Genomic DNA, 18746 nt, shown 5'->3' with positions numbered 1-18746 from the left:
ATTAAAATTTTTAAAAACAATAAAGTAAGAACACATGAAAACAATAAAAAATAGTATAGTTATATTGCTGGTACTAGTGCTAGCAAGTTGTAGTAGTGATGATAATGGCAACACACCGCCAGTAGTACCACCAGTAGCAACTCTAAGTAATATAAGCCCTACCAGTGGGCCAAAAACTACTATTGTCACCATCAACGGCAATAATTTTGGCGAAGATATCAGTAAGGTACACGTATTTTTTAATGACAAAGAAGGTACTGTACAATCGGTAAGCAACACCCAAATTAAAGCGGTAGTGCCGCCCAAAGCATATTCGGGTTTGGTAACCTTATCCGTAAATGGTACAACACTTACCGGCCCAGAATTCTCCTATATTATTACCGAGGTACATGTAAGTACTATAGCCGGTAGTACACTAGGATTTGCAGATGGACAAGGCATTTCTGCCCAGTTTAATAGGCCTATTGGTATTGTAATAGATACAGATAATAATCTATACATAGCTGATTCTAACAATCATAAAATAAGAAAAATAACACCACAAGGAGTGGTAAGCACACTGGCAGGTAGCAACTCAGGGTTTGCCGATGGTCAAAGTAGTGCAGCCCAGTTTTATGGTCCCAGTAGTATTGCAATAGATACAGATAATAATCTATACGTAACGGATACCAATAATCATAAAATCAGAAAAATAACACCACAAGGAGTGGTAAGCACACTTGCAGGCAGCACCTCAGGATTTGCAGATGGCCAAGGCAGTGTTGCCCAGTTTAATAGACCTTATGCTATTGCAATAGACACAGATAATAATTTATACATAGCTGACTCTTACAATCATAAAATAAGAAAAATAACACCAGAAGGGGTGGTAAGTACCTTGGCTGGTAATACTGAAGGTTTTGCAGATGGCACTGGTACTATGGCCAAGTTTAGCTATCCTCTAGGTATTGCAATAGACCTAGATAGTAATCTGTATGTGACAGATTATGAAAATCATAAAATAAGAAAAATAACACCGCAAGGGGTAGCGAGCACCATGGCAGGAAGTACCCTAGGTTCTGCAGACGGCATTGGTACTATAGCTCAGTTTAACTTTCCTCTAGGTATTACAATAGACACAAATAGTAATCTATACGTGGCGGATACTGAAAATCATAAAATAAGAAAAATCACACCGCAAGGAGTCGTTAGTACCCTGGCAGGAAGTACAGAAGGGTTTGCAGACGGCACAAGTACTTCGGCACAATTTACTTACCCATATGGAATTATAATAGATAGAGATCACATACTGTATGTTACAGATACTAATAATCACAAAATAAGAAAAATCACGCAAGAATAAAGTAAGAACACATGAAAACAATAAAAAACAGTATAGTTCTATTGCTAATACTAGTGCTAGCAAGTTGTAGTAGTGATGATAATGGCAATACACCAGTAGTATCACCACCACCAGTAGCAACTCTAAGTAGTATAAACCCCATCAGTGGCCCAAAAACTACTATTGTAACTATCAACGGCAATAATTTTGGTGAAGATATTAGCAAGGTACAAGTATTTTTTAATGAAAAAGAAGGTACTACACAATCAGTAAATAATAACCAAATTAGGGCAATTGTACCTGCCAGAGCATTTACAGGTCTGGTAACCCTATCTATAAATGGCACAACACTTACCGGCCCAGAATTTACCTATACTGTTACCGAAGTAGATGTAAGCACTATAGCAGGTAGTACTCAAGGTTATACAGATGGAGCTGGTACCGTGGCCCAATTTAATAACCCTACTGGTATTACAGTAGATGCAGATGGCAATCTATATGTTGTAGACATACAGAACCATAAAATTAGAAAGATCACAGCTCAAGGAGTAGTAAGTACCCTAGCTGGTAATACTCGAGGCAATGCAGATGGAACCGGTAGTATGGCTCAGTTTAATTTCCCTACGGGTATTGCAATAGATACAGAAGGCAATCTATATGTGGCCGATACCTGGAACCACGCAATAAGAAAAATCACGCCTCAAGGAATAGTAAGTACTATCGCAGGAAGTGCTCCTGGTTTTGCCGATGGAACTGGTACTATGGCTCAGTTCAATTTTCCTCATGGGCTTGTAACAGATACTCTAGGAAATATATTTGTTGCTGATTCTGGGAACGATAAAATAAGAAAAATTACACCACAAGGAGTAGTAAGTACCATAGCAGGTAGTACTACAGGTTATGCAGATGGAACTGGTGGTATGGCTCAATTTAATTTCCCTACAGGTATTGCAATAGATAAGAATGACACCTTATATATAGTAGAACGGGGTAATAATAAAGTACGAAAAATCACGCCTCAAGGAGTAGTGAGCACTTTCGCAGGAAACACCTCTGGTTTTGCTGATGGCAATGGCACTGCAGCCCAATTTAACTCCCCTACAGGCATTATCGTCGATACAGCTGGAGTTATCTATGTTGCTGATAATGGGAATGACAAGATAAGAAAAATCACACCGCAAGGAGTAGTTACTACTCTGGTAGGAAGTACCTCTGGTTTTGCAGATGGCACAGCAGTATCCGCTCAGTTTAATTCTCCATTTGATGTTACAATAGATACCGATAATCATCTTTATGTTTCCGATTCCAGCAATGATAAAATTCGAAAAATCACGCAAGAATGAATACTCACTTAACATCAAAACAATGAAAACAATACAGATCATTGTAATCATCCTTGTTGCGAGTATGTGTATACGATGTAACAATGATGATAATGCAAACACCATGGTACCAGAAACAAAAATAATCGATGGATCATGGGAACATACCAATGGAATCATTTTGGATGGATCCATAAAATTTATAACAATTGATAAAGAAAACGGGGTATTAACTATGCTATTCGAAAATGAGTTAGGTTTCAAAGGTATCGAACAATTCGATGTTACAATAAATGAAAATAGCATCAATTTTTTAACTCCCACCGAAATCTCAGAATTTGGATATGTTTTAGATCAAAACGAACTTAAAATTACGCTCCGTGGTAATACTGCAACCTTTAAGAGATTAGACATTGATCTAAATCTGGATAATTGGGTGAAGCCATTAACTATTTTGCAAAATGCAGCAGTACCTTTTAAAGATATTGATATCACTTTTGATGGAACCTCGATTTTAGGATATAGCGAAGAAGATAGCAGTATTTTAAAAATCAATCCAGAAACACTAGCTATAACCTCTACAATGGCAACCACGCTTGCCCCCAAAGTCGTAGAAATCGAAAAGTCTGATACCAATCCACTTCTTTTTCAGGCTGGTACCGAAGCAAACACTTTTCGGGCGTCGTTTTACAGTACCGGAGAAACATTCTATACCTCTATAGATATAGGAGGTTCTATAACAGGATTAGCATCAGAAAAGCCTGGTTACATATGGGTTGCCACCGATAATAATGACTATATAAGTCGCTATAAGTCTAATGGATCGTTAAACCCGGGAGAAATACTTCAGCAAATTGATTTAAGATTCAACCCGGTTAATGGCCTTGATTTTCAAGGTGGATATTTGTATATCGCAGATGGGCAGTACCTATATAAATGTCAAATCACTCCAGAGTTTAAAGCTATCGAAACCTACAAAATATCAGGATATTCTATGAAAGGAGTTGCTTTTGACGGTACTAACTTCTGGCTTAATACCCAGGGAGAAGACAATGCTTTTTATTTGCTAAAATCTAACTTGACATTATAGAATATAGAAATCACTAAAACTTTACATCATGAAAACAAAAAAATCAAAACTAAAGTCAATTCTTTTAGTGTTTACTATTCTTTTTACATATAGCTGCTGTTGCAATGGAGAAGATGGCGCGATTGGGCCCGTTGGTCCACTTCGATCTTTTACATATGATCTTTCTACAGTATCGGGAACATTTCATGACCAATCTATACCAGAATTATCACAGGTAGTACTTGATAATGATGCGATTTTGGGATATCTAAAATTTAACGGAAGTACTAATTTATACCCTATACCAACTACTAAAACCCCATTAGGGATAGATATCAGAACCTTTATATCGTTGAGAAACTACTCTATGAATTTTTTTATACAAAATGAAACTACCACATTTTCTGTTACTGCCGGGCAACTTGAAGAACTAAGGATAGTAATCATAGCATCAACAAACATAAACGGTAAGCAGGATGATATCCTATCCAAATTAAAAGCAGAAGGAGTTGATATCAATGATTACTATGCTGTGATGAAACACTTTGGCAAATAAGAACTGCTATTATCAAGTAGCAGCGTATTATGACTTACCCCATTACCTATATAAAGAGCCAAGGCATGAGTCTTGGTTTTTTTATCAGTAAAACAGTGTTTTTTACATCTTGTCTCGTCCTAAAAAAAGTTTACATATTTATATTTAATCCTAAAATAGATTTACATCTATATTTTAATCCTAATATTTTTTTACACTACTATATTTACAATACACCATAGCAAAACTAACCACATATAACCAGATGTATTATGAAATATTATAATTCTTGTTTATCTGACCAAAATACAATATTAGAGTTTCATTTTTTGATACTGGCATAAGAGATTTCAAGTAAAAAAGTCACAATCTTTTTATCAATTGTGACTTTTATTTATTACTCTTACCTACCAATCTTTGACGCCACTAGCCAAGAGACATAGCGGGAGCGGAGGGCATAGCGGGAGCGATCAATTACACGCTAGGAGCAGCAGGGGGCTGCAAAAAAATATTTAGGCAGCCTCGTTGTTATATTTAATTTAACACTGGCAATTGATCATAAAATACAGTATTTTTTGAACAGCTATTTGACTCAATTACCTTGTTTCTTAATATCTATAATTATATTTCATCTAGTACGACTGATTATTTCCTCCAAGGTCATCTTTGCTCTATAACTAGGAGAGGTAACATTAATAATTTCTATATCTTCACTCATAAGAGATATTTGATTACCATCTTTTTTAATACTTAAAGAAGATATTTCCTTTTCTATTTCTTCTATCTTAAAATCAAATCGCTTTCTCAATATCATATCACCTTGGTTTACAATAAACTTAAAATCTTTATATTTTATTAAGCGATCTGTACCATTATACAATATCCTAAAACCGAAAAAACCTATACTTAAAAGTACGGCATTAAAAATAAATCCTGCAATAGTAAAAGTAACATCAGAAGACATATAACTCATTATTGAGGATAACCCAACTATACCCATTACAGAAAAAATAATTCCTAAAAAAATAGAAACTAAATCTATTAGAGTTGCTTTTGCTGATCTGGTAACTTCAAAAGATTGACCTTTATTAAACCAGCTTATTTTAAAACCAATATCGCTTAAAAACCTAAGTGTTTTTATTTCTTCTATTTCCTGATTAATTAATTGTTCCAGCTGCTTGAAATCTTTAGTATCCTTAAAAATATTACGTTTTACTAATTCTTTTTTCAATTCAGTCTTTGCTATAAAAGTTAGTGAATTATATTTTCCAAGAATACCCAAAAGTTCTTGATCAGTATATTTATTGTAATTAGCCATATTAAACTATTCTATAAAATTCAAAAATATAACATATTAAAGCATAATATGTTATATTTTTCTAAAAAAACACTTATTTCTTTCCACTTGTAGGAACTCTAACACCAAATATTAAATCCCCAGTAAAAGAAGTGCCATTTAACAATTTTGGGGTTTTAACTTTAAGTCTTAAACCAGCCTCCATTTTTGAAGAATTATCGGAAGATGTTGATCCTGAAACAAATATTCCATTTTCTTTTATTCCAAAAGTTCCCCTTGCCTTAATAGTAGTTTTACCAGTAAATATATCAATCTTTTCTTTACCCTCTAATGTTACGTCTGCTACTGGAGTAGCTTTAAAAGAACCCTTAAGTGAAGTTTCAAAATAAACTTCTTTTTTAAACTTAGCTATTACCATTGGCGTATTAGACATTATTGCAGTTCCATCAGGTGATTCTTGAATATCATTTATATATTTTTCTAAATTAAACCCTACTTCCGCAGTTAATTTAGTGTTAACTGTGGTCAGCATAGTTCCACTTTTATCTCCTGATTTATAAGCGTTTTGAGTAGCTTTTCCAGAACCACTAAAGAATAATTTATCAAAACCTCTAGCAATATAAGCTGCAATTGCTTTTACTTCATGACTAATCTCTGAATATACTTTAGCTTCATCTAGTTCAGGAACAGGAAACGTATCAACTTCTAAACCTTCTAACTCAATGCCTATCCCCATTTTATTCTCCTGAAAAGCATATGTAGCATTATACATATAATCCTCTGATAAAGGATCAATCTGCCAAAACCTACCAATACTACGATCACTCATACGGTAACGCCACTCATGAGTATTTAAACCTAAATCCTCGGTTAACTCTTGTCCTTGATAAGTCTTTAAATTATTTGTAGCATTTCTAATTGTGCTATTAACACCTTGCCATGTCATACCAAATGGATAGTAGTTTTGCTCTCTGCGTATTTCAGCAGCAGTAATAACACCATCTTTATTATTGTCTGCATAAGTGATTCTGGTGTTTTTCCAGATATCCCTATGCTCATATACATAGGCAAATGAACCATCATCTTCCTGCTCAACATACCCCTCTGGGTGTGCTATAGATTTCAAAGAACCGTTCTCATATACAAAATTACCATTGTATTCTAAAATATTGGTAGTTCCTCTATCTAAAGCGATCTTTTTTAACTTCACACCATTGGCATCGTATACATACTGTAAATTACCATCATGATCGGGATTAGTAACGTTTATTTGTGTAGGGAAGTTAAAATGGTTGTAGCTAACACTAGTAATTCCTTTGTTCTTGTCTTCTATAAGATTTCCGTTTGCATCATATGAATAATCATTACCTGTAAAACTTCTATCTTTAAAACCATAGGATTTATTTCCAGAATCAGTAACACTCAATAATTTATTACCACTATCGTAAGTATAACCCAGTACATCAAGATTAGGATAACTCGATGTATTTTGCCAACCACTGCGGTTTAGAGTCATGATATTCCCCATCTTATCGTAGGTAATATTACTTACACTGTAGTTACCATCATTACTGGTTGCGCTTAATATTCGTTCAAATGCGTCATAATCATACGCATACCATCGCCCTACATTATCACTGGCTGTTTTCCACTCGGCTTCTGCTATGTTGTACTTATACTGTGATTTTGCTCCGTGTTGAGGAGTGTTATAATTAAGAGTAAAATCAAATAGATCATTATCATTATAACTATCGTTATTAATGCTCTTAAGCCATCCTCTAACATTGTAAGTGTAGTTTACGTCCTGTAATCCACCTCCTGTTTTCTTACGTTCTAACTGTCCTAATTTATCATACCTATTTTCAACAATAGTTTCAACCCCTTGATCATTGATTTTTTGGGTTTGTATCAACAGCCTACCCATGTCATCATACGTAAACGTATCTATCGTTACAATGGCAGCATTACTGTCTTTGGTATGTATCGTTTTGGTTTGTTTTACTTTACCCGTAAAATCAAGATCACTTTCTACAATATCAGTAGTGTTGAGATATTCATTTTTACTAGCTACATAGATAGGCCTTGCTTTATTGTCATACCTGGTAACCGTAGTAATCCAGTCATTGGTATCTAATACCCGTACTTTGCTTCCTGTAAGTAGAGATTTTGTATGGTTAAGAACAGTCTCACCATATACGGTACCGGGATTGGTTAGTCCTACAATATCAAACCCATAGCCATCATAATAGTTGATGGTAAACACCTTATAGATACTTGTTGGATATGCATCTTTAGAATAATAAACAGTTGTACCCCCAATAGTAATAGGAGAAGCTAGTTTAGACTCATACTGTGGGGTTGTAGCGTCATTTACTCTGTTCTGAATAACCTTTCTGTTACTCCCATTAATAACCGTTCCTGTATACAACACTCTACCAAAGCCATCGTATTTAGTAAACAACCATTGATCCCAGGCCTTACCCGTCATTTCTTTTCTTAAACTGGCATCCTGAGTAAGAATAGGTTGGTCTAGTTTATTATACACAATATATTCCCAATCCTTACCAGGGATCTTCTTCTCGATAAGCCTATTACGATTATCATATTTGTATTGATAGCACAATTCAGATAACTCACTCTCTGATACACTGTCATTTGTAGTTACTTTAGGAGGGATTACATAGGTTAAATTCCCAAATCTATCGTATACATAATAGGTATCATGCGCCTCTGAGGTTGCTGAGCCTGTCGAAGCAAACGTTCTTTTTAAAATCACTCTACCTTGTTTATCCTTGTACTCTTTGGTCGTATGGTTATTGCCATCTGTCGCAGTCCAGTTCTCATCTTTGGTAATGGTAACATACAACTGATTGGCAGGGTAAAAACCATCTTGTACTAAGGCTGGGGTTTCTGTATCACCTGGATTGGCAAAATTTACCTTAAAAGTAACCACTTCATTTGCGATATTGGTGTCCCAATTAAATTTAATGGTATGATCTGTATCACTATCTTTATTAGCCTTCCAATCCTTACCCGGAGCTCCCTGTTCTACTACTCTGTTAAGAGGAGAAGCTTCAAACACACTCTCTGAATAGGCATTAAAATCCTTATGATCTTTTGCTACTCCGATAAAATCATCGGCGTACTTAGTTTCATAATACTGGTTAATATCGTTAACAATATCAACATCTTTATAACTGCCAACGCTAGTATTCGACTCAAAAGGCAGGTATTGTTTGTCTTGCCTGCCATACTCATCATACCCGATGTGAGTTACAATATCCTTACCATCGGGTGAAGCTTTGATCGCTATTTGTTGTTTTGTTCTGCCCAATCCATCAAAATAGGTGACACTCTCTATCACATCTTTATTATAATGTATCTGGTCTGGTGAGGTCATGGGCTTTTGATACACCCGGGTAAATACATAATTCTCATTAGAGAGATGAAGCTGGTGAGGAATAAAAATACAGCCTTGTTGGGGTCCTGATTTTTCTGGACATTGATCATTATTATTCAATACATATCCCACAGGTTGAATACACTGTTGTTTTAAAACATTAGGGTCTCCAAAACCATCTCCATCGGTATCTGCATACCAAACCGTATTAGGGTGGATGGCAGCACTACCATCATCACAATCTCCCAGGGGTTTTACCGTTAAACTATAGCCGCTACCTGGGTGAGCACATTGGGTTTTGGTCGTACTGGCAAAACCATCGCCATCACTATTCTTATACCAAACCGTATTGGGGTGGATCGCAGCATTACTATCATCACAATCCCCCAGGGGTTTTACCGTTAAGCTATAACCGGCTCCAGGATTACTACATTGTACCTTAGAGGTACTGGCGAAACCATCCCCATCACTATTCTTATACCAAACTGTATTAGGATGAATAGCAGCATTATTATCATCACAATCTCCCAGAGGTAATTCTTCATAGGTATACTCTGCTCCCGGATTGATGCATTGTACCTTAGAAGTACTGGCAAATCCATCACCATCACTATTCTTATACCAAACGGTTTCGGGGTGGATATTAATGTTATTATCATTACAATCTCCTACCTTTTGTGTATAGCCGGTTGGTTGGCTACATTGTCTCTTTACCGCTCCCAAATCAGAGGCCGTTCCCCAGCCATCACTATCACCATCAGGATACCAAACCGTATTGGGGTTTAAACTACTATCGCCATCATGACAATCGGTAACCGGAAGCACACTAAGGGTATATCCTGCTCCGGGGCTGCTACATTGCTTTTTTGTTGCAATCGCAAAACCATCACCATCACTATCCTTATACCATACTGTATTAGGGTGTATGGCACTGCTGCCATCATTACAATCACTACTATTGGTTACATATCCAGAGGGTTGTACACTGCGATAGGTGCTTATACCAGGATGACCATATCCATCGCCATCGCCATCTCTATAAAAATGTCGAGGTGCAATATTGGTAATCAAACTGGTACTGTCATCACGATCACTATTATTGGTCACATAACCAGAAGGCTGTACACTACGATAGGTTACTATATTGGGATTACCCCAACCATCGCCATCGGCATCTCTATAAAAGTTCTTAGGTGGGATATTGGTAATCCATTGATTATTATCATTAATATCTCCGTATTTAGAAACATATCCACTGGGAATAGTAAGCTGACAGGTTGTGTTGTTATAATCACCCCAACCATCTCCATCGGCATCACGGTAGGAAGTAATCCCACAATCTCCTAATTGAGAGAACATCATTGTACTGCTCATCATTACAATAAGCATTATTATATACTGTTGTATTTTAGTATTTCTCATTGTTTTTCTTATTTTTTATACCCGTATTTGTTCTCTGAAATCAGCTTCCCGGCATCATCCTTTACATATTCCAATCTATTGAAGGTATCATAGCTATAATGCATAGTATACCCTTTGGGATCGGTAACCGAGGTTACCCCTATCAGTGGGTCATAGGTATAGGAAGTGATCTGTGCACCAGCAAAATAAGGATGTGCCCGAAGCTGAACCACCAGATCTCGCATGCTTTGCTCTTTTGCGGTAGTATCTTCACTGTTTGAAACCGTTTTTAACTGATCAATCAAACTCGTTACTGCTGCTGGCATACCCGTATAACTGGATTTTACAACCTTGGCAATAGGAAAACTATCCTGATACCCCCAGATATAAATAAGGTGACTCCCTTCTGATTGTTTTACCTCTAAGGGATTCCCTTTGGCATCATAAGAGAGGTATTCGATACGATCTTCCAGAGCCCCTCCTGATTTAGAGGCTTGAATCGTCTTGGGTAAGGTCATACCATTCCAAACCTTATATGTCGTACGTTGTACACTTACTTGTTGACCCCCTACCCAGGTTTCTTGCTGGATAGGCGCTCCTATACGATAACTACTACTCTTTTTAAGAGTACCTATTGCCGTATACTCCTCAGTAGTAAGAGGTGCTCCAAGAGCGGTAGCAGAGGTTACATCATCTGCAAAAAAGCGTTTAGAGGTTATCGTCTCCCCAAAACTATTGGTAGTGGTAGTTGCTATAGGGATGGTTCTCCCCTGATACCCTATATCATAACTATACTGAGTCGTCGTTTTTACATCTCCCGATGGATAATATATTGTTGTTTCTGTACCAGAGGGTAAATAGCGTTCACTGATGTTATCATATCTTGCATGTTCATTAAGGTCCCCAACCTTACCCATCATCAGGTTTTGTGTTCGTAAATCATCGGTAGGCGTATAGATCGTTTTTGTGGCTTCAGCTATGGTAAACTTATCTGTTGATTTCTCATATCGATACTGTTTCTCTTCTAATAACTGACCTCTACGATGTGAATAATCTGTTGCAGGAACCATCAAATTACCAATACCTTCAAATACATTAGTAGCATTAATACTCCCATCTGCACTGTAGCTATAGATGTACTGGGTTTTTCCATTTTCCTGCCCCTGAGTATACTCGGTAACATTTGTATAATTTACATGAGAACCACCTTGACCATTGAGTGGAAAAATCGCATTTGATCGTAAAACATCCTGGCTACAGTCACTAAAAGGGATCCTACGCGATACAAAAACTGGAGGGTTTAAAGACCTGCCACTGGATACTGTAGCATCATCAAACTTTTGATAGTCATATTTTTTGCTGTTAATCATCGAATTATCATGATCCATAAACTGGATTTCTTTTATCCGTAAGCCTCCAACTATTGCTTCATTGGCCTGGCTTGCATTAATGGCTATTTTTTGAGTAAAAGCAATACTCACAGTATTCCCCGTTTGAAATGGACCATTTTCAATTTTTATAGTATAGCTACCAGCAGATAAACGCTCAATACCGGTTTCATTGGCGGTATTAAAAGTCGTGATAATAGCATCGTCTTTATATAAACGTATCGCCGGACAATCGTTGTTACTGTATTGACAAGAGGTTTCTGCTGCTACACTATAATAGGCATCAGTAGATTCACTAAGGGTAAAGGTGGTAGAAAAAGTAGCCCCGGATTGTGAAGCATCGTTATGCAACTGGGCTCCTGGGATTTGTTGGTCTACCATTTTGGTTCCTATAAAAAAATCTTGATTCCCTGATAAGGTATTGGATTCAAAAATAAACTTGCTTTTTCCTCCTGTGGGATAAACAATCTCTTCTAACAATAAAGCCTTGGTATGCAATTCGCTTACGGTTCTATCTGCTCCTGCTACCTCTACAGCAGAAGTATAAGGAACATACACAATACCAGGATATAGTTTAGCATTATTTACTCCATTATAATACCCCCATAAATCCTGCGAAAACGAAAAACGCTCTGGTAATTGATGAGCCTGGTTATAGGTAAAACGATGAACTTTATTGTCTGTACTACCTTTTTGTTGGGTGATGGTTTTAAGATAAAGACGCTTGGTACGCTGATCTGTATCACCATAATTCAATAAATGCTCCATACCCCCGGGAGAAGTAAAATAGTCTTGTTCCAATACATATCGATCAATAGTAACATTGTTGCTATCTAACAGTTTGACCCCAGTAAGGGCTTTGTCATTTTTAAGATCTATACGGGTATCATTATATTCTAAAACAATACTGCCTTGAGTAGTAGTGATAGATGATAAATAGGTAGGGGTATACTTATCTTCTGTCAAAGAAACAGGCTCTGCTGCAGTACTGCTACTACACGATGATCCAACTCCTATTAAATTTTTACTTTGCCCCGTTATATTCCAATAGGTAATCTGCTGAGTCCCTTTGGTATAGTTAAAATTAATTTGATTCCCGCGATAATCAGAAATCTGAGTTAAGTACCATCCCGTAGTATGTTCTATAATTCTTGAAGGTAAATTAGTTGCTTGCGAAAAAAAAACGGGTTTCCTTGATTTCAGCTACCTGTTGAGTAGTTCCCGGAATGACTCCAAAACTATAGAGCACCCCTTCTGGGGTGGTCACCTGCCATCCAGAAATGGTAATCCCATCACGAAGCGCCACAACCTTTAAATCACTCTTTTGATGCATAACGATAGTACCGTTCTGATTAAAAAAGAACTTGCCGGACAACCCGGCGACATTGATATGGTAGACATCTGATTCAAAATCCTGGTTGTCTGATATGGCGGATTGAAATAATTGTGATCGCCCATTGGCATCCTGGGCAAAATAATGATCTATTGTGTTACTGGTATTAATAAAGCCTTCGGTGTGATCATCGGCAATACCGCGAACCTGGCGGGAGATCATACCTCCCCCATGAAGTGACCAGCCCAATCCCACTCGGGAAGCCATCTCACCTACTCTAATCCCCGAAGCATGATAACTCACAGAGACCGAAGCATTCAGTATTCCCTCGGAGATACTGGCCAGCGGAATCGAAATATTAGGAGTGCCTGTAAAAAGACTCACTGGCACATCAAGATACTTACCCATAGCGGCTACCTCTGGAGTAGGGGGAGCCAGATCTGGTAACTCCTGACCCGACATCACAGCACTCAGCATAAAAACAAAGAATAAAAGTTGTTTTTTCATAAAAGTAATTTTTAGTAATGATTATTTTTTTATGGTCATACCTATTCTTACCATATGTATAAATCAGTAAGAATAGCACAATCCATGATTATTAGTTTGATATTAAGAATTGTTGTTTTTACATAGGTTACATAAGTTAAATTGCAGTTTTTTTGTTTTCATAGTTAGATAATTATATAGTTAGTATTTAAGTACTCCGTGTGCAATAATAAAGCACGCCAGTTTCATTTTTCGGGACTGGGTAAAAAAAGTTGAACGTTTTTTTATGTATATTTTCTGCGATAGTATACATCTGATTCACAGTGCTTTTATTGGAGTAAAAACCACAGGTGAATTTGACCGATTCAGCATAATAATACTGCTGTGAAGAGGTATCAAATTCTACTGGGGCATTAAGTTGTTTCATGATAAAAAGCGTGCGGTATAGTTTGGTTTTAGAGATCTTTAATTTTGCTGCCAGTTCCATAGGAGATCCGGTAGCATTAAGACGGATTAGTTGATCAATACGTTGTATCAATTCGATTTGTTTTAGCATGATGTTCATAACTCTAAAGTTTTTGCATTCATTAAAAAAATCATTGCTATAGCCATAAGCAGGTGTTCATTATTGGTAGGTTATAGGAAACGGGGCTGATGGTTTGGGGAAACATCAAAAGTGAGGTTATTCACCATAATCTTCATGGTACAATTCATCTTCTTCAAATTCTTCATCATCATGCCAAATTTTATCATATTCAGCACGGTCAACCCCAAAGGATAGTTATGTCTAGTTTCATAGTGTGGTTCCTTATCCTGTATCAGTTTATCTTGCAGTAGGGCAATGGTTAAAGAGAGCATTGATATAATGATAGCTAGTAGTAATGTGTTTTTCATAATTCAAATAGTTTTTGTGATATCATTTACAAAAGCATATATTTTAGCATAGATCATCACCTGTTTTGGGTTATCGTTTAAAAGTTGGTACATAAACTCACCAGCATCAATATGCAATGCTTTTAAAATGCCATTGAGCGTATCTGGTGGTATATCATTTATATCGTCTGGTAACATATTTTCTTAATTAAAAAAGGATACAGGAGCAACCGCAAAAGATGGGGTATTACAAAAACTCAACTTTAATTATGATTTGGATTACTCCTGTTTTTCCTTTTATCTAAGTAGGCAACACATACACTGATGGTTGTTTGCTTCTTGTTTTTTAGATTATTATTTTTTAGTAAGAATACAGGAGTAGCACAACACAATAGTTTTCTATATGGCTACATATCATAAATGAGGTACTATGTAATTGTGAACATACTCCCATATTCCTTTTGTACTTTTTGAAATTATGACGAGAGAAGTGTGAGTATGTACAAGTTTGGGAAAGGATATTTAAAATGGTTTTTAGCTATAAAAAGCTAAACTAGTTTTAGTTGATAATTTATCTCATAGTCTTTTGATTTGTGGCTTTTATATTTTTCATTTTACAGTTTTATTCAGTATTCGATATTCATTTAGTTCCAAAGAAGCAAAGTTTCAAAGAACCTGAGACTCTAAGTTTAAACTTCTGACTTCTGTCACCCGACTTTTATCATTCGTAATTCATAATTCATAATTTATCATTGGTAATTCGTTATTCAGTATTCATTTTTGATATCTCGATATTGTACAGATATGAGAAATAAGCATGGCCGTTCCATAAAAAAAATGACTACCCTTAGTAATTATATACGAAACGGTACCATGCTTATATAAGTCTTACAAGTACTCGATATTCCTTAGTGCTTATACAAAATTTAGCTACTATACTACTAGTTATTCCTGTTTTCCTTTTTTTAACTTTTAAACTTGATTTTTAATTATTTGAGCTGAAATTTTGATAGAATCTATAAACCATTTAACCACAAAGATCTTGTGATGCGTCTTTTTAACCTTCCTACGCGTCTTTTTAACGAAGTGTTTAGCTCGATTTGTTTAATTTTTAAAGCATTGTCTTGAAATTTTAAGGAAATGAGTTGAAATTTTAACTTCTTTAGCTGAAATTTTCACTACCTGAGTTAAAAACTTCGTCTTTTTGGCTAAACGGAACGTCTTTTTAACCCATCAGAAGGTCTTTTGGGTTAAATGAGGCTATTCTTCTGTTTCATCGGTTGTTGGAATACTTTTAGTACGTGCAAAAAATTGTTTTAATTCTGCTACTTTTTCAGTAAATCCCGGTTTTCCTGCTCCCTTACTGTATTGAGAATAAGCATAATCGTTTAATGCATCCTGATAATTATCATAATCATGTAAAATTTTGGTACTTTCCAGACGATACGCCAAACTTTCTACACGACCTAAAAGGTTTTCTGTAAATACTCTGGCTTTGTAATCCTTTTCAAACTCCTCCCAATCTACATCCGGAGAACTTAAAGAACTACTATGTTGTCGATAATCCCATATTTTATTGACAAACAGTTTGTTTTTCTCATTGATCGCCTTATAATCCCTGCGTTGTTTTTCCGTTAATGCTGATAGTTTATCTATAAATATAACTTCTAATTCTGCAACTAGTTCTTCTGCTTTCTTTTTTTCGTCTTGTGTAAGTAAGTCCTGGATAATATTTCTCATTGATATAAAATTTAAACGATGTATTATGGTTTACAAATGGTTTTGATCTTTTGTTGTATCCTGTCCAACATATGATAAAACATGATGACATTTTGATCTATAATCTTAATAGGAAGATTTACTTTAAGTAGTATAGCCTCTATAATTTTTAAATATCTGTATCCATGATACAATTTTATGGTATACTAACTTCGTTTGTTGAGTAGTTAATTGTCTATATGTTATAGGAAGCATAAGTAGAAAGTTCTTTAAAAATAGATTAGGATCACTACATAAAATGCTATTGCTATTAAGTAAAAATATGTTCCGAGCATTATAAATCAATTTTATTTCTTCTTCACTTGATTTTCCTATAGAGGAGAACTTATTTATCCATGCATAGAGTAACACTTCATAAGCATAATGATATGTTAGAGTATACATGAATATATTTTGCTTCATATACAATGCTTCAATAATTTCAGTGATAAATTTACTTTTGTTGTAGTGTAAATAAGATTTCATACTTTACATTTTTCAGGATCAAATGTAAAGCCTAAAAAGACATCCAGGCAAAGAATATTAGTTACAATTCCGTGAAAACGAACTAGTAATATTGATACGGAAATTACTTGTATAGCTCTCTGACATAATCAGATGGATACTTTCCTGTTTTCTTAAAAAAAGCTCTAGAAAAGGCATTCGCAGTTTTAAATCCTATTTCTTCACCAATGGCTTTGACAGTATAATTAGTATAAATTTTATCAGTTTTGAGTTTTTCTATTAAATACTCTATTCTCAGGTCATTTATATATTGAGAAAAACTCTTTTCTTTGTATTGATTAATTATTTTAGAAAGGTATTTGCTATTTGTATTTAGTTTCGATGCAAGATTAACTAAAGTAATATTCGTTTCAAGAAATCCTAAATTCTCTTCAAATTTTTGAATTTTATATAAAATATCTTCTTTAATATCATCTGATATTTTAAGAATTCTCCTTTCCGAGTTTCCAGAAATGATATCATTCTTGTTTTTTATACTGTTATCTTTTTCTTCAATCAATGCATTAAACCGTTTTGAATATCGTCTTTTCCTTAGATATTGATAATAAAAAAGAGCACTTATAACAATGACAGTAATAATTAAGAACCTGATAGATTTTTTGAAGTATGAGTTTTCGCTATCTATAGATGCTATTACCTTTTCTTTCTCTGCTAAAAGTTCTGCTGTATCATATTTTTTTATCATTTTTTCATTTACCAATATATTATTTTGGTGCAGTAAGCTATCAAACTTGAGTAACCTTTCTACATATAACAGTTGATTTTTATAATCCTTTTTTGTTTTATAATAATTAATTAGAAACGAATAACTCTCTCTTACTTCTGGGGTTATATATCTTGTATTTTGAAATACAGAATCTATTTTTTTATAGAAATAATTTGCTTCACTTTTATTTGTGATAGATTCATTTATTTTTCCCAAATAGAAATATGCGTTTACAGTATGCCCCTTATCTTCTAACTGAGATAAATATGGTAACGATTCCTTTATATTTTGCTCAGCTTTACCGTATTCTTTTTTATAATAAAAATTAACTCCTTGATTAAAAAGAAATCTATAGTAAAAATCATTATTGTGCTGTTTTGATAAAGAAAAGCCTCTTTTTAAATAGTAATCTGAAGAATCTATCATACTATTTTTAGTATATGTTTCTGCTAAATCTACAATGATTTCCATATAATCAAGAGTATCTCTAATCTTCATTTTTTCTTCATAATCAAGACATTTTTTAAAAATATCCAAGGCCTCTTGATGTTTACCTAATTTACTCTTTATAATAGCAATATTATGCTGAGTCAAATATTGAAAATCTGTATTCTTATTTATTTTTGTGAATTTTAAAGCCATCAGATAATTATCTAATGCTCGTTCATAATCCCACTTATTTAAGTAAAACCCTCCTTTACTAGAGTACGGAAAAGCGGGGTAAAAAAGATGGTTCTGGTTTTTGCTTAGTTTAATGGATTCGTCTAAGTATTTTATTTTAACCACATCATCTTCAACAAAATAATATAGCATACCATAAGCTCTTGCCATTTTAATACTGTCTCCATCTTTTCTTGCTTTTTCAAGGTATGTTTTTAAATAAATTCGGGATTTTATTGTGTCTTTAATATAATACCTATACTTCTTATAGATTTCATCATAAGATCTATGTTTTAAAGAATCCGGAATTTCAAAACGTTCTTCTATTTGTTGTGAAAATGAAGAGTAAGTACTAAATAAAACAAATACTAACCGTATTATTTGTGTTATTTTACTCATATTATTCTATGTCATATAATATATCATCCTTATCTTTTCAATCAAACAGATTGGTTTTAAAACTAATAAATCAATCAAAGATATATAGCATAAAAAATCTTAATTCGAAAAAGAATTCATTTTCAATACACTACCTCTATTTTGTTCGTTAATACATAGTAAATATACCTTTTTCTTGTTTTCTTTCTGGTTTACCACTGTTATATAATTAAATATGATATACAAAATTTATAAACCACAATACAAAATCAGATTTCCTAAATCACTACTTGT

The 18746-nt window shown here is 34.7% G+C and carries 13 protein-coding genes; 4 read left to right on the top strand and 9 right to left on the bottom strand.

Annotated features, from left to right (window positions below; all coding sequences use genetic code 11):
- The first annotated feature begins 34 nt into the window (after positions 1 to 34).
- Genes NNH57_RS00475 through NNH57_RS00460 form a run of 4 tightly spaced genes read left to right on the top strand, consistent with a single transcriptional unit; the run spans position 35 to position 4268 of the window.
- Entirely contained in the window at positions 35 to 1342 is a 1308-nt protein-coding gene (locus NNH57_RS00475) for an IPT/TIG domain-containing protein (RefSeq protein ID WP_074408128.1), read from the top strand.
- An 11-nt stretch (positions 1343 to 1353) separates the two neighbouring features.
- Positions 1354 to 2664: an NHL domain-containing protein gene (locus NNH57_RS00470; RefSeq protein WP_159099270.1), complete on the top strand. Its 1311-nt coding sequence runs from the start codon at positions 1354 to 1356 to the stop codon at positions 2662 to 2664.
- A 22-nt stretch (positions 2665 to 2686) separates the two neighbouring features.
- On the top strand, positions 2687 to 3733 hold the full coding sequence (locus NNH57_RS00465; RefSeq protein WP_132066270.1) for a YncE family protein: 1047 nt from the start codon (positions 2687 to 2689) through the stop codon (positions 3731 to 3733).
- A 28-nt stretch (positions 3734 to 3761) separates the two neighbouring features.
- Positions 3762 to 4268: a hypothetical protein gene (locus tag NNH57_RS00460; RefSeq protein WP_108808468.1), complete on the top strand. Its 507-nt coding sequence runs from the start codon at positions 3762 to 3764 to the stop codon at positions 4266 to 4268.
- Between the two features lie 607 nt (positions 4269 to 4875).
- On the opposite strand, the gene NNH57_RS00455 is transcribed toward NNH57_RS00460, so the two are convergent.
- The 9 genes from NNH57_RS00455 to NNH57_RS00415 all read right to left on the bottom strand — a co-directional run bounded on the left by NNH57_RS00455 (position 4876) and on the right by NNH57_RS00415 (position 18473).
- Entirely contained in the window at positions 4876 to 5565 is a 690-nt protein-coding gene (locus tag NNH57_RS00455; protein WP_108808467.1) for a hypothetical protein, read from the bottom strand.
- Positions 5566 to 5638: 73 nt separating this feature from the next.
- Positions 5639 to 10366 (bottom strand): DUF6443 domain-containing protein, encoded by a 4728-nt coding sequence (locus tag NNH57_RS00450; RefSeq protein ID WP_108808466.1) that lies wholly within the window; start codon positions 10364 to 10366, stop codon positions 5639 to 5641.
- A gap of 8 nt (positions 10367 to 10374) precedes the next feature.
- The gene (locus NNH57_RS00445) at positions 10375 to 12699 is read right to left on the bottom strand and encodes an RHS repeat domain-containing protein (protein WP_254504069.1); all 2325 of its coding nucleotides are present in this window, start codon (positions 12697 to 12699) and stop codon (positions 10375 to 10377) included.
- Between the two features lie 196 nt (positions 12700 to 12895).
- Positions 12896 to 13573 (bottom strand): hypothetical protein, encoded by a 678-nt coding sequence (locus NNH57_RS00440; RefSeq protein ID WP_254504067.1) that lies wholly within the window; start codon positions 13571 to 13573, stop codon positions 12896 to 12898.
- Between the two features lie 187 nt (positions 13574 to 13760).
- Positions 13761 to 14117 carry a hypothetical protein gene (locus NNH57_RS00435; protein ID WP_132066359.1) on the bottom strand — a complete coding sequence of 119 codons (357 nt, stop codon included), beginning with the start codon at positions 14115 to 14117 and terminating at the stop codon, positions 13761 to 13763.
- Between the two features lie 332 nt (positions 14118 to 14449).
- A complete protein-coding gene (locus tag NNH57_RS00430) occupies positions 14450 to 14623 on the bottom strand; it encodes a hypothetical protein (RefSeq protein WP_159099185.1) in 174 nt (57 codons plus the stop codon).
- A gap of 1062 nt (positions 14624 to 15685) precedes the next feature.
- Entirely contained in the window at positions 15686 to 16165 is a 480-nt protein-coding gene (locus NNH57_RS00425) for a hypothetical protein (RefSeq protein WP_108807592.1), read from the bottom strand.
- 123 nt (positions 16166 to 16288) lie between these two features.
- Positions 16289 to 16669 carry a hypothetical protein gene (locus tag NNH57_RS00420; RefSeq protein ID WP_108807591.1) on the bottom strand — a complete coding sequence of 127 codons (381 nt, stop codon included), beginning with the start codon at positions 16667 to 16669 and terminating at the stop codon, positions 16289 to 16291.
- Positions 16670 to 16772: 103 nt separating this feature from the next.
- The gene (locus tag NNH57_RS00415; protein ID WP_108807590.1) at positions 16773 to 18473 is read right to left on the bottom strand and encodes a helix-turn-helix domain-containing protein; all 1701 of its coding nucleotides are present in this window, start codon (positions 18471 to 18473) and stop codon (positions 16773 to 16775) included.
- Positions 18474 to 18746 lie beyond the last annotated feature (273 nt).

It is taken from the genome of Aquimarina spinulae (genome assembly GCF_943373825.1).
GTDB classification, from domain to species: Bacteria; Bacteroidota; Bacteroidia; order Flavobacteriales; family Flavobacteriaceae; genus Aquimarina; species Aquimarina spinulae.
This window is presented reverse-complemented; position numbering and strand designations above follow the sequence as displayed.

Bases quoted from the DNA above. Each gene is read 5' to 3' on its own strand.
- NNH57_RS00465 (WP_132066270.1), top strand. From the start codon at position 2,687: ATGAAAACAATACAGATCATTGTAATCATCCTTGTTGCGAGTATGTGT.
- NNH57_RS00470 (WP_159099270.1), top strand. From the start codon at position 1,354: ATGAAAACAATAAAAAACAGTATAGTTCTATTGCTAATACTAGTGCTA.
- NNH57_RS00460 (WP_108808468.1), top strand. From the start codon at position 3,762: ATGAAAACAAAAAAATCAAAACTAAAGTCAATTCTTTTAGTGTTTACT.
- NNH57_RS00430 (WP_159099185.1), bottom strand. From the start codon at position 14,623: ATGTTACCAGACGATATAAATGATATACCACCAGATACGCTCAATGGC.
- NNH57_RS00425 (WP_108807592.1), bottom strand. From the start codon at position 16,165: ATGAGAAATATTATCCAGGACTTACTTACACAAGACGAAAAAAAGAAA.
- NNH57_RS00440 (WP_254504067.1), bottom strand. From the start codon at position 13,573: ATGAAAAAACAACTTTTATTCTTTGTTTTTATGCTGAGTGCTGTGATG.
- NNH57_RS00455 (WP_108808467.1), bottom strand. From the start codon at position 5,565: ATGGCTAATTACAATAAATATACTGATCAAGAACTTTTGGGTATTCTT.
- NNH57_RS00435 (WP_132066359.1), bottom strand. From the start codon at position 14,117: ATGAACATCATGCTAAAACAAATCGAATTGATACAACGTATTGATCAA.
- NNH57_RS00415 (WP_108807590.1), bottom strand. From the start codon at position 18,473: ATGAGTAAAATAACACAAATAATACGGTTAGTATTTGTTTTATTTAGT.
- NNH57_RS00475 (WP_074408128.1), top strand. From the start codon at position 35: ATGAAAACAATAAAAAATAGTATAGTTATATTGCTGGTACTAGTGCTA.
- NNH57_RS00450 (WP_108808466.1), bottom strand. From the start codon at position 10,366: ATGAGAAATACTAAAATACAACAGTATATAATAATGCTTATTGTAATG.
- NNH57_RS00420 (WP_108807591.1), bottom strand. From the start codon at position 16,669: ATGAAATCTTATTTACACTACAACAAAAGTAAATTTATCACTGAAATT.